Annotated in this window: 12 protein-coding genes and 1 pseudogene; 6 read left to right on the forward strand and 7 right to left on the reverse strand. The window is 72.3% G+C overall.

Features of this window, described 5'->3' with window-relative positions; genetic code table 11:
• Positions 1-142: 142 nt before the first annotated feature.
• On the forward strand, positions 143-853 hold the full coding sequence (locus VR44_RS04800; RefSeq protein ID WP_169790977.1) for an LmbU family transcriptional regulator: 711 nt from the start codon (positions 143-145) through the stop codon (positions 851-853).
• Positions 854-878: 25 nt separating this feature from the next.
• On the opposite strand, the gene VR44_RS04805 is transcribed toward VR44_RS04800, so the two are convergent.
• Positions 879-1,553, reverse strand: coding sequence for an FMN-binding negative transcriptional regulator (locus VR44_RS04805; RefSeq protein ID WP_045946094.1), 675 nt, complete (start codon positions 1,551-1,553; stop codon positions 879-881).
• Positions 1,554-1,772: 219 nt separating this feature from the next.
• Between VR44_RS04805 and VR44_RS04810 the strand changes: the two genes are divergently transcribed.
• Complete coding sequence (locus VR44_RS04810; RefSeq protein WP_045946095.1) at positions 1,773-3,122, forward strand: lysine N(6)-hydroxylase/L-ornithine N(5)-oxygenase family protein; 1,350 nt, start codon at positions 1,773-1,775, stop codon at positions 3,120-3,122.
• A gap of 248 nt (positions 3,123-3,370) precedes the next feature.
• On the opposite strand, the gene VR44_RS04815 is transcribed toward VR44_RS04810, so the two are convergent.
• Both VR44_RS04815 and VR44_RS04820 read right to left on the reverse strand, forming a co-directional pair.
• A complete protein-coding gene (locus VR44_RS04815; protein WP_052713462.1) occupies positions 3,371-4,177 on the reverse strand; it encodes an endonuclease/exonuclease/phosphatase family protein in 807 nt (268 codons plus the stop codon).
• Between the two features lie 208 nt (positions 4,178-4,385).
• On the reverse strand, positions 4,386-4,754 hold the full coding sequence (locus VR44_RS04820; protein WP_245691605.1) for a hypothetical protein: 369 nt from the start codon (positions 4,752-4,754) through the stop codon (positions 4,386-4,388).
• 217 nt (positions 4,755-4,971) lie between these two features.
• On the opposite strand from VR44_RS04820, the gene melC1 reads away from it, so the two are divergent.
• A complete protein-coding gene (gene melC1, locus VR44_RS04825; RefSeq protein WP_045946096.1) occupies positions 4,972-5,394 on the forward strand; it encodes an apotyrosinase chaperone MelC1 in 423 nt (140 codons plus the stop codon).
• Positions 5,391-6,254 carry a tyrosinase MelC2 gene (gene melC2 / locus VR44_RS04830; RefSeq protein WP_045946097.1) on the forward strand — a complete coding sequence of 288 codons (864 nt, stop codon included), beginning with the start codon at positions 5,391-5,393 and terminating at the stop codon, positions 6,252-6,254. The genes melC1 and melC2 overlap by 4 nt, the downstream gene beginning before the upstream one ends.
• A 24-nt stretch (positions 6,255-6,278) precedes the next feature.
• Here melC2 and VR44_RS04835 read toward each other — a convergent pair whose 3' ends face one another.
• On the reverse strand, positions 6,279-6,695 hold the full coding sequence (locus VR44_RS04835) for a carboxymuconolactone decarboxylase family protein (RefSeq protein WP_045946098.1): 417 nt from the start codon (positions 6,693-6,695) through the stop codon (positions 6,279-6,281).
• Between the two features lie 24 nt (positions 6,696-6,719).
• On the opposite strand from VR44_RS04835, the gene VR44_RS04840 reads away from it, so the two are divergent.
• On the forward strand, positions 6,720-7,247 hold the full coding sequence (locus tag VR44_RS04840; RefSeq protein ID WP_211275024.1) for a MarR family winged helix-turn-helix transcriptional regulator: 528 nt from the start codon (positions 6,720-6,722) through the stop codon (positions 7,245-7,247).
• A 121-nt stretch (positions 7,248-7,368) separates the two neighbouring features.
• Here VR44_RS04840 and VR44_RS04845 read toward each other — a convergent pair whose 3' ends face one another.
• Entirely contained in the window at positions 7,369-8,031 is a 663-nt protein-coding gene (locus tag VR44_RS04845; RefSeq protein WP_045946100.1) for a maleylpyruvate isomerase family mycothiol-dependent enzyme, read from the reverse strand.
• Positions 8,032-8,102: 71 nt separating this feature from the next.
• Here VR44_RS04845 and VR44_RS04850 point away from each other — a divergent pair, with 71 nt between their 5' ends.
• Positions 8,103-9,020, forward strand: coding sequence for a LysR family transcriptional regulator (locus tag VR44_RS04850; RefSeq protein WP_045946101.1), 918 nt, complete (start codon positions 8,103-8,105; stop codon positions 9,018-9,020).
• Between the two features lie 39 nt (positions 9,021-9,059).
• On the opposite strand, the gene VR44_RS04855 is transcribed toward VR44_RS04850, so the two are convergent.
• On the reverse strand, positions 9,060-9,788 hold the full coding sequence (locus VR44_RS04855; RefSeq protein WP_045946105.1) for a DJ-1/PfpI family protein: 729 nt from the start codon (positions 9,786-9,788) through the stop codon (positions 9,060-9,062).
• A gap of 372 nt (positions 9,789-10,160) precedes the next feature.
• Positions 10,161-11,082: pseudogene (locus VR44_RS04860) on the reverse strand (aminoglycoside phosphotransferase family protein).
• Positions 11,083-11,105 lie beyond the last annotated feature (23 nt).

The following is an 11,105-nucleotide window of genomic DNA, read 5'->3' on the forward strand; positions in this document are numbered from 1 at the left end:
CACCGGGGCCGTCCCGTCGACGGGACGGCCCCGGTGCTCCGCGGGTGCGCCGGCGCGTCGTTCGAACGCTGCTCCGGCCACGCTCCAGCCCGCCCCGCAACAGTTCTGGCCGGTTGTGTACGCCCCTTCTCCTGGAGGCACGATGGCACCACAGGCCGGTCACAACGCGGCGCCGCACGGCAGCCCTGCGGCCCCCCTCCCACAACCCCCGTCCTGGCAGCCGCAGCCGCGCACGCAGACCGCCGGAGCCGCACCGCGCCGGGCCCAGGTGCTCACGACCAAGGTGGGGCTCCAGATACCGGCCGGGATGGCCTACGACGAGTGGGAGCGGGCCGGCCACCAGCTCGTCGGTGTCCTCGACTCCTCCTGCTGGTGGCTGGGCGACTGGCTGAAGTACGGCAAGGACCACTACACCGACCGCTACCAGCGCGGCATCCGCGCCGCCGGCCTCTCGTACCAGACGCTGCGCAACTACGCCTGGGTCTCCAGACGTTTCGACCTCGCCCGGCGCCGGCCCGCCCTGAGCTTCCAGCACCACGCCGAGCTGGCCTCCCTGCCGGCCCGGGAGCAGGACCTCTGGCTCGACCGGGCCGAGCAGCGGCAGTGGACCACCAAGCAGCTGCGCGCGGCGCTGCGCGCCACCCGCCAGGGCGGGCAGCCGGCCCGTACGCCCGCCGAGCCCAGCCGCCGGCTGGAGGTCCCCGGCAGCCGCGTCCAGTGGTGGCACAAGGCCGCGCAGCAGCAGGGCGTGGACTTCGAGCAGTGGGTGATGGCCGCCCTGGACAGCGCGGCCGCGAGCGCCCTGGAGGAACCGGCGGACCGGGAGGAGCAGAAGGAGTCCGTCAGCGCCTGAGGCCGGCCTCAGGGCCTCAGGCGCCTCAGGGCGTCACTGCCTCGGGACTGCCTGAGGGCAGCCGGCCCATCAGGCCGGCGGTCTCCCGCTTGTACGCGCACGCGCTCTGCCCGAACGACTCGCGCACCCGCTCGCGCACCTCGTCCGGCTGCTCCTGGCTGAGCTTGAACATGCCCTCGGCCCCGGTCACCGTGAACCGGAAGGCCCCCACGTCGGGCACGATCTTCCTGAAGTAGTCGAGCGATCCGGTCATGTCCCAGCCGTTGCCGAAGGCCCCCTCGTAGGCGCGCACGGTGGACTGCACCACCTCCAGCGTCTCCTCGATGGATTCGATCTTCTCCACCACGCCCCGGACGTGCACCGAGGTGAAGTTCCAGGTCGGGGCGGCCGGGGTCTTGCCGTACACCGTGGGCGACACGTAGGAGTGCGGGCCGGTGAACGTCAGCAGCAGGACGGCGCCCGTCTCCAGGGCCGCCCAGTGCGGGTTCGCCCGGTTCATGTGCCCGAGGAGCCCGGACCCGGGAAGGAGCCCGCCGGGCCGGTCGGCGGAGGCCCCGGGATCGAAGATGACCGGGAGGTGCGTGGCGAACGGGCCGTCCTCGGGGGCGCCGTTGGACACCGCGAGCGCCATGGGATTGCCCCGGACCAGGTCCACCATCCACGAACCGTCCGGTTCACGGTAAAAGCTCGGCACGAACACCCGGATTCACCCTTTCGGCAATTGGCTTCTGAAATCCCGGCCGACCATACCGGCGTCCTGTCGGCAGGACAACGATTTCGGCCACGGGGCATCCGGATAAGCCTTCCCGTGCCCTTCGTTCAGTTTTCGAGTTGCCTCGGCGCACTCTCCGGGCAACACTTCAGAACGGTCTCTCGGGCCACCGGCCGAGTTTTCCAGACGCAAGGGGGAGAATTTCCTATGGGCATAACGGGCAGGCGCGACCAGGAGATCCTCGACGTGGTCGGCATCGGGTTCGGCCCGTCGAACATGTCGCTCGCGATCGCCTTGAAGGAGCACGGGGCGAGCGCTCCGCTGCATCCGGTCAGGTCCCACTTCTTCGAGCGGCAGCCCACGTTCGGCTGGCACCGGAACATGCTGCTGCCGTCGGCGACCATGCAGATCTCGTTCCTGAAGGACCTGGCGACCTTCAGGAACCCGGTCTCCCGGTTCAGCTTCGTCTCGTTCCTGCACGCCTCGAACCGGCTGGTGCAGTTCGTGAACAATCAGAGCTTCATCCCGACCCGGCAGGAGTTCCACCAGTACCTGGAGTGGGCGGCCGCCGGCCTGAGCGACCAGGTCACGTACGGCTCCGAGGTCACGGCGATCCGGCCCGTCACCGGTCCCGGGGCCCGGACCCCCGACCTGCTGGAGATCGAGGTGCGCTCCGGCGACGGCTCCGCCCGGGTGGTCACCGCACGCAACGTGGTCGTCTCGACGGGGCTGGTACCGCGCCTGCCGGAGGGGGTCACGGCCGGCGAACGGGTGTGGCACAGCTCGGAGTTCCTGACCCGGTTCAACGCCCAGGACCCGGCGTCCCTCAAGAGCGTGGCGGTGGTCGGCGCCGGGCAGAGCGCGGCCGAGGTCACCCGCTTCTTCCACGACTCGCTGCCCCATGCCCAGGTCACGGCGGTCATCCCGTCCTACGGCTACTCCGTGGCCGACGACACCCCCTTCGCCAATCAGGTGTTCGACCCCGACACGGTGGACGAGTACTACTTCGGCACCGAGGGGGCGCGGGACGCGTTCTGGCGCTACCACCGCAACACCAACTACTCGGTGGTCGACGCCGACGTCATCCGGGCCCTTTACCAGCGCCAGTACGACGAGCAGGTGAGCGGCGTCCAGCGGCTGCACTTCCGCAACCTCACCCGGGTCGACTCGGTCGAGGGCTCCGACAGCGGGGCGCGGGTGGTGCTGCGCTCGCTGCTGGACGACCGGAGGGAGGAACTGGCCTTCGACGCGCTGGTGTTCGCGAGCGGTTACGACGGCCTGGACCCGGCCCGGCTGCTCGGCGAGGAGTTCGACCGCCACTTCCAGCGGGACGCGGCGGGCCGGCACCGGGTGGAGCGCGACTACCGGCTGGTCGCCACCTCGGGGCTGAGCTGCGGGGTCTACCTGCAGGGCGGCACGGAGCACAGCCACGGCCTGACGTCGGCCCTGCTGTCGAACATCGCGATCCGCAGCGGTGAGATCGCCGACTCGATCGTGCTGCGGCGCACCGAGCGGGAACTGGGCCGCCAGGCGGAGGAAACCCCCTCGGCGGCCTGAACGCGCGACGCGGGACGGCCCGCACGCCGGGCCACGGCATTCCGTCCCGCGTCCACTCCCATTCGAGCCGCGCGCGATCGAGCGGCGAATGCGCCGGGCCGTCTTTCCTCCGCCGGGAGGACACGGGGCGGGAAATTCACAGATCCCGATCATGGAATTTCCCCTGAATTCCCCGTAACCTCGCCGGACCTCATCCAGGACCCTTCCGGCTCTTTCCCCCGAATATGCGACATCCCGGCCTGACGACCTCAATCCCTGCCGCCCACGGCGCGCAGCATCCGGTGGTCGGAGACGGCCGGGTCGAGCGGGAGGACCTCGGCCTCGCGCCGTGTGAGGTCCAGGTAGCCGAAGAACACGTAGTCGATCTTCTTCGCGCCGAAGGTGGGGGCGTTCCCGGGATCGGCCTCGACGAAGCCGGCGGAGTAGAAGGGTTCCGTGGTGGCGGTGTGGGGCGAGTGGTTGAAGTCCCCGGCCAGGAGGACGGGCAGGCCCTGGTCCCGCCAGGCTCCCGCCTGCTCGGCGAGCCTGCGCGCCTCGGAGGCGGCGCGGGTGCCGTCGTCCCAGTAGAGGTGCACGGAGCAGGCCCAGTTGGCGGTGCCGCGCAGGACGTTGCGGACGCAGGGCACCCTGATGGGCTCGGACTCGCCGCCGACGGTCAGGTCCAGGTCGGCGGTGGCGCCGACCGTGCCCCGCACCAGGACGGCGTTGCCGTAGGGGTGGCCGCCGCAGACCTTCGGGAGGCCCGAGAGGGTGGCGCCGTAGTGGCCCTGGAAGCCCTGCGGGGCCAGCCGGGCGAGGATCTCGTCGTACTGCGGCTCGCAGACCTCCTGGAGGAACAGCTGATCGGCGTTCCAGCCGGTGGCCGACGCCTGGGCGACGACGCTGTCGAGGCGCTTGCCGTTGTCGTACGGGGCGGCGGAGCACATGTTGCCGCAGATGTTGTAACTGACCACGCGCAGCGGCGCCCCGGCGGCGTGGGCAGGCGCTGCGGGGAGGGCCGGGGCGAGCAGCAGGAGGAGGGCGGCGCGCAGGGGGCGGGGGCGGTGGCAGCGCATGGCGGGGCTCCCGGTCGGGCGGACTGCGGGCGTACGGGGGCTGGCCTGTCACCCGTCAGGTCCCCGCCACCGCCCCGCTTACCCGCCCCACCGGAAGCACGCCCCCGGCGCAAGCCGAACCCCCGCGCGCGGGGCGGGAGTAGGGATCCGGCGCTGCACGTCGCAGCCCGGGCTTGCGACCGCAGACCGGCCGCCGTTGGAGATCCGCCTACCTGGGGTCATCGGTTTCCCAGGGATGGACGAACAGACCGACCGGCAGACCCCACGCGTCGAGCACGGACTTCAGCTCGGACTCGTCCGGGGCATCGGCGGCCCGCACGAGGGTTGCACCGATGTCGTAGTCGAACCCCTCCACGCGCTCGCGCTCGTACTCCCACTGGTCCAGCCGAAAGCCGCGTCCGGCGTCGCCGCGCACCCATCCCTCCTCCTGCGCCCGGACATCGGGCGCGCTCCACGCGGGCCGGATGGTCACGAACGCGCGGCGGTCCGGCCGGGAAGCCCGGACTTCCGCGATCAGCCTCCTACCGAGACGGAGTGCGGTCAGTTTGTCCGTCGGCCAGTCCGACCCCTCGTTCATGGGCCCCATTCTGTACCGACCAGGGGATGGACCCCTCGGGGCACGGCCGGCGCCGGGCCTGGCGGCGCGCCGGGGCGGGGTGGCCGGAATGGGATGTCATGGGCACGTAAGATGAGCGGGGTGTGGCCCCGCTCCAGTGGTGCTCCACGCGTACCCGGGAAGTGGATGGGCGGGCCACCGATCTGGTGTTCGAAGGCTTCTGATACCTATTCAAGCCATGAACATGATCACACGCCGGCAGGCGCTGGGGCTCGGCTCCGGCGTGGCCGCAGCCATCGGACTGGCCGCCTGCTCGTCCAAGCCCTCCTCCGCCCCGGCGGCCGGTGCCTCCGGCGCCCCGGGGGCGGCGGGGCCGTCCGGAGCTCCGGTCGCCCTGCCCACCGGCACCATCGACGAGACCTACCAGGGCCACCGCATCCAGATCACCGTGGGCACCGGCGGCCACCACGGCGTCGGGATGCCCGTCGTCAAGATCGACGGCAACGAGCTGCACATCATGCGCAACGCCGACAACAGCTGGGTCACCGTCGTCAACCACTACGAGACCTTCCCCGACCCCATCTCCGCGGCCCGCGCCGCCGTCCGCGAACTCCAGGGTGCCGACCTCGTCCCCTTCACCCCGAAGGAGGCCAAGCTGTGACCACCGTCCGTAAGAACCAGGCCACGCTGTCCGCCGACGAGAAGCGCGCGTTCGTCAACGCGGTGCTCGAACTCAAGCGGACGGGCATCTACGACCGCTACGTCAACGCCCACAACTGGTTCCTCATGAACGACGACGACTTCGAGGACCGGATCGGCCACCGCGGCCCCTCCTTCCTGCCCTGGCATCGCCGGTTCCTGCTGGACTTCGAGTCGGCGCTCCAGCGGATCGACAAGAACGTCTCGCTCCCCTACTGGGACTGGACCCAGGACCGTACGCCCAACTCCTCCCTGTGGGCCTCGGACTTCATGGGCGGCACCCGCCGGGGGCGCGACGGCCAGGTGCTCGACGGCCCCTTCGGCGCCCAGAACGGCAAGTGGGTGCTGACGGTGGGCGTGCTGACGGTGGGCGTGGACCGCCGCAGCTACCTGCGGCGCGGCCTGGGCTCCGGGACCCCGCAGCTGCCGACACGGGCCGACGTGGACTCGGTGCTCGCCATGCCGGTGTATGACATGGCCCCCTGGAACAGCTCCTCGAACGGCTTCCGCAACCACCTGGAGGGCTGGCGGGGCATCAACCTGCACAACCGGGTGCACGTGTGGGTCGGCGGCCAGATGACCTCCGCCGCCTCCCCCAACGACCCGGTGTTCTGGCTGCACCACGCCTTCATCGACAAGCTGTGGGCCGAGTGGCAGGCGAAGAACCCGAAGTCCGGCTACCTGCCCGCCACCCGGACGGCGCACGTGGTCGACCTGAACTCCGTGCTGAGCCCGTGGAACAACGTGACCCCGGCCGACATGCTCGACCACCACCGGTTCTACACGTTCGACACGGAGGCCGGCGGCCAGCAGCGGTACTGACGGCCCGGGCCCGGGCCCGTCCCCTCAGGCCGCACGGGTCATCCGGTTGGCGAACGTCGAGAGCGTGTACGCGCCGATGCCGAGCACGACCTCGAGGGCGTTGCGCCGGGTGTACCCGTGGGCCTGGAACTCCGCCAGTTCCCCGTCGCTCACCGCGCCCGAGGAGGCGAGGACCTGACGGGTGAACCGGCGGACGGCTTCGATCCGCCGGGGATCCGGCGCCGGACCGAGAGCGGAGACCTTGGCCTCGTGCATGTCGATGCAGAGGTGGCATTGGTTGTGCGCGGCGACGGTCAGGATGACGGCCTCGCGGGAGTGCGGGTCGAGCGTGGTCGCCTCGAACCTGCCGGCGAGCGCGAGGAAGGCGTCCAGCGTCTCCGGGGAGGTCTCCTTCAGCAGGGCCACGGCGTGGGCGGTGCGGGCGGACATGTCGGTGGACAAGGCGACTCCCCTAGGATGGACAACATGGTTGACGATGCGCGCGAGGAAAACGTAAACCAGGTTGTCGATCCGGGCAAGGGTGTTTCCGACACCCCGGGCTTCGAGCTGCCGTTGCTGCTGTTCGGCGGGTTCCGCACCCTGATCGACCGCCTGCACGCCCGGCTGGCGGAGGAGGGCCATCCCGACCTGCGCCCCGCGTACGGGTTCGCCATGCAGGCCGTCGGCATCGGGGGTGCCACCGCCAGTGAGATCGGGCGGCGCCTCGGCGTCTCCAAGCAGGCCGCGGGCAAGACGGTCGACCGCCTGGTGGCGCTCGGGTACGCCGAGCGCAGGGACGACGCCCGGGACGCGCGCCGCAAGACGGTCCACCTCACCCCGCACGGCCTCGCCGGCCTCCGCCGCTCGGCGGCCGTCTTCGACGAACTCCGCGCGGAATGGGCCGCCGTCCTCGGCACGGAGCGCGTCCGGAACATCGAGGACGCCCTGCGCGAGGTCGTCCCCGCCGAGACGGCCTTCCGTCTCGACGCGACGAGCTGGCTGGGCGGCGTCTAGGTCTGTCGCGGCAGGCGGTCGAGTGCGGGATCAACCGCCTCGAGCGCCACCGCGCCGTCGCCACCGGCTACGACGAACTCACCGCAGGACGGGCCCGGCAGAAGGCGGTTGCGCATGTGGTTCATGCCTTCTCGGCGGGCCGGGTGAACCGGTTGGCCGGTGCTCCTCGGAGCCTGCCGTCCGGAAGTCCGCGGCCGTAGGCCAGCAGCAGCAGGTCCTGGGCGGTGCCGAACACGGGCACGCCCGAGCCGTAGGACCAGTCGAGGTCCTCGGCGCACAGCCGCACTCCGTCGAGGTCGGCTCCGAAGAACTTCAGGGTGCCGGGCCGGACGGCGTCGAGCAGGATGCGCAGCCGCTCCTCGGGGACGTGCCGGTCCAGGCCGAGGGCGACGGTGATGTCCAGCCCGTGCACGACGTCGTGGCCGAGTGCAGCGGCGAGCCCACCGACCGGGGGTGTCCAGGGATGGTCGGCGTTGTCCCGCAGGAAGGCGGCGAGTGCGGTGGTGGAATGGGCGGCCGCATCCCTGCGCGCGACCCGGTCGGTCATGCGGTGGAGGTTGCCGCGCGCCGCGGCCAGCTCGCGGAGCGTCGCGGGCAAGGAGAGCCGGAACCCCATCGACATGTGCGCCGCGACCTCACGGACCCGCCATCCCGCACAGAGGCTCTGCCTGCCCCACTGGTCGGCTCGCAAGCTGTCGAGCAGGTCCGCCAGTTCCCGGCGTTCCGCAGCGATCGCGGCCCTGACCTGGGTGTTCTTCCCCTTGCGGGCTGTCGTGTTCTCCATGCGGTCAAGCCTGCCGCCGACCGCTGTATATCTCCAATAGATGCTTTTGCTGGTAACTAGAATCGCCGGTTATGGAACTTCGTCATCTCCGTTACTTCGTCTCGGTGGTCGAGGAGGGCGGTTTCACTCGCGCCGCGGCCCGGCTGCATCTGGCTCAGCCCGGCCTGAGCGCCCAGATCCGCCAGTTGGAGAAGGAGCTGGGGCAGCCCCTGCTCGACCGCTCCGGCCGGTCGGTGACGCTGACGGAGGTGGGCCGGGCGGTCCTGCCGTACGCCCGCGCCGCACTGGCCGCCGCGGAGTCGGTGCGGCAGACGGCCGATGCGTACACGGGGCTGCTGCGCGGCCGGGTCAGGCTCGGGCTGGTCTCCGGCGCCACCGGCCACGTCTTCGACATCGCCGCTCTACTCGCGGACTTCCACGAAGCCCATCCCTCGGTGGAGGTGGCCCTCACCGAGGACGCCACGGAGCGGATGCAGGCCGCGCTCCTGGCCGGCGAGCTCGACATCGCCGTCCTCGGCACGGCGGAGGAGGTACCCCCTCCCGGAGTGGCCTTCCAGACGGTGATCGATGTCCCGCTGGTTGCCGCTGTCGCGCCGGGTGACCCGGTTCTCGGTCGCGTCGACGGTACGAGCGTCCCGCTCGCCGGTCTGCGGGACCTGCCGCTGATCTGCCTGCCGCGCGGCACCGGGGTGCGCGCGGCGCTCGAACGCGGCTGCGCGCAGGCGGGGTTCCGGCCCCGGGTCGCCTTCGAGGCGGCAGCCCCGCACGTGCTCTCGCGCCTTGCCGCGCGGGGCCTGGGCATCGCCGTGCTGCCCGCCGGTGAGGACGGGTCGCCCCTCGACGGGCAGCTTCGCACCCTGCGGATCGTCCGGCCCGAGATGCGTGCCCGCATCGCCCTCGCCTGGCAGGCCGGCGGTCCTTCGAGCCCCGCGGCCCGGGTTTTCCTCGAGCGCCTGCGCGATGCCCTTCCCAAGCCGGCCGGTTCGTAGAACGCCTCTGTCTCCGGTGGCCGGTTCGGTTCGCCGGTTCTAGGCCGTACGCAGGACGGTGCCGCGGCGTTCGAACTCCAGGAGGGTCTCCACCCCGGAGGCCGCCTCGGAGCCGAGTTCGCGTTCCAGGAGCCAGAGGGCGGCGTCGATGCCGGAGCTGACGCCGCCCGCGCAGACGAGGTCGCCGTCGTCGACGACGCGGGCGTCGCGGACGTCGTGGCCGAGGTCGCGCAGGTCCTGCTTGGCCCGGACGTGGGTGGTGCAGGGGCGGCCGTCGAGCAGGCCGGCCGCGTGCAGGAGGAAGACGCCGGTGCAGACGCCGACCAGGGTGAGGCCGGGGCGTACGGCCCGGCGCAGGGCCTGCGGGAGGGTGCCCTTGTCGATCTCGGCCCAGACGCCGGCGCCGTCGCGCTTGCGGTAGCCGCCGCCGAGGACGACGACCGCGTCGGCGGAGGAGGGGTCCCAGCGGCCCGGTACCTCGATCTGCGTGCCGAAGGCCGCCCGGACGCGGCCCGGGCGGCCGGTGGTCACCAGGGTGGGCACCACCGGCCGGCCGAGGGCCGCGGCGAGGGCGAACACCTCCAGGGGACCGAAGAGGTCGAGCTCCTCCACGCCGTCGAAGGCGACGAGGTGGACGCGCAGGGGGCCGGACGCACGGCTGGGGGCGGGGGCGGCCGCCGCAGGGGCGGCGGCTGTCCAGCCGGCCGCGAGGGCCGCGCCGCCGGTCAGGGTGGTCGCGAGTAAGTGCCGTCGGTTGAAGTCGCTCATGCCGAGGTGGTCGTCCGACGGTGGCGGGGAGTTCCCGGCCGACCAGAACGGCGCGGTCAGCCGGTCCGGCGCGACCGGCCAGCCCCGTGCGGTCAACCCGCCCGGCAAGGCCAGGCCAGGCCAGCCGATCCGGCACGGTCAACCGGCCCGGCGCGACCGGCCAGCCCCACGCGGTCAATCCGCCCGGCAAGGCCAGGCCAGCCGGTGCGGCACGGCCGGCCAACCCACGCGGTCAACCGGCCCGGCCAGGCCAGCCGGTCCTGCACGGTCGGCCCGTGCGGCACGGCCGGCCGAGCCGGCGCGGTCACGAGCGCGGTCAACCGGCCCGGTAAGGTCAACCGGTCCAGCGGTGGTCAGCCAATGCGGCGGTGGTCAGCCGGTCCGGTGGTGGTCGGTGAGGGCTTCTGTCGTGGTGCGGTGGGCGACGGCGGCGAGGGTTGGGTTGGTCTCGCGGTAGTAGTGCTCGGCGGTGAGGCCGAAGCAGAGCGCCCAGCCGCGGCCGCGGGCCCAGGTGGCCTCGTCCGCCCCGGACGCCTCGCGGAACGTGCCGCGGGTCTCGGCCGTCAGCAGGGTCCAGGCGGCCATCGTGTCGCAGGCGGGGTCTCCGGCGCCCACCCCGCCGAAGTCGATGACGGCCCGCAGCCGGCCGTCGCGGGCCAGCAGGTTGCCCGGCAGGAGGTCGCCGTGCAGCCAGACGGGGGCGCCCTCCCACTGCGGGAGCCGCAGGGTCTCCTCCCAGAGGGCGGTGGCCGCGGCCGCGTCATGGGTCCCGTCCGCGCCGAGGTCACGGATCGCGGCACGGACGTCCTCGTCGCGGGTGGCGACCGGGCCGCCGCGGAAGGACGCCGGCGCGCCGGTCGCGTCGACCCCGCGCAGGGCCGCGACGAAGCGGCCGAGTCCGAGGGCGGTCGCGTGCAGGTCGGTGACGGGTTCGTCGAAGAGGTTCTCGCCCTCCAGCCAGCGGTACACCGACCAGGGGTACGGGAAGCCCTCGCCGGCGACGCCCTGGCCCAGCGGCTCGGGCACGTCCAGCGGGAGGTGCGGGGCGAGGCGGGGGAGCCAGCGGTTCTCCTTGGCGGTTCTCCTTGGCCACGTCGGCGGCGGCGCCCGGGATCCGGGGCAGCCGCACCGCCATGCCGTCGCCGAGCCGGTACATGGCGTTGTCCGTTCCGGCGGAGACCACCCTGGTGACGGGGAGGCCGGCCCACTGCGGGAACTGGGCGCGGATCAGCGCGCGGACGAGGGACTCGTCGGTGTCGGCCTCGTCGGCGTGCATCTTCGCGCTGGTGGCCATGCGGCTCCTCGTGAGGGTGGGGT

Source organism: Streptomyces katrae (assembly GCF_000966975.1).
Classification (GTDB): domain Bacteria; phylum Actinomycetota; class Actinomycetes; order Streptomycetales; family Streptomycetaceae; genus Streptomyces; species Streptomyces katrae.

Bases quoted from the DNA above. Each gene is read 5' to 3' on its own strand.
- VR44_RS04815 (WP_052713462.1), bottom strand. From the start codon at position 4,177: ATGCGCTGCCACCGCCCCCGCCCCCTGCGCGCCGCCCTCCTCCTGCTG.
- VR44_RS04810 (WP_045946095.1), top strand. From the start codon at position 1,773: ATGGGCATAACGGGCAGGCGCGACCAGGAGATCCTCGACGTGGTCGGC.
- VR44_RS04820 (WP_245691605.1), bottom strand. From the start codon at position 4,754: ATGAACGAGGGGTCGGACTGGCCGACGGACAAACTGACCGCACTCCGT.
- VR44_RS04800 (WP_169790977.1), top strand. From the start codon at position 143: ATGGCACCACAGGCCGGTCACAACGCGGCGCCGCACGGCAGCCCTGCG.
- melC1 (WP_045946096.1), top strand. From the start codon at position 4,972: ATGAACATGATCACACGCCGGCAGGCGCTGGGGCTCGGCTCCGGCGTG.
- VR44_RS04850 (WP_045946101.1), top strand. From the start codon at position 8,103: ATGGAACTTCGTCATCTCCGTTACTTCGTCTCGGTGGTCGAGGAGGGC.
- VR44_RS04845 (WP_045946100.1), bottom strand. From the start codon at position 8,031: ATGGAGAACACGACAGCCCGCAAGGGGAAGAACACCCAGGTCAGGGCC.
- VR44_RS04855 (WP_045946105.1), bottom strand. From the start codon at position 9,788: ATGAGCGACTTCAACCGACGGCACTTACTCGCGACCACCCTGACCGGC.
- VR44_RS04840 (WP_211275024.1), top strand. From the start codon at position 6,720: ATGGTTGACGATGCGCGCGAGGAAAACGTAAACCAGGTTGTCGATCCG.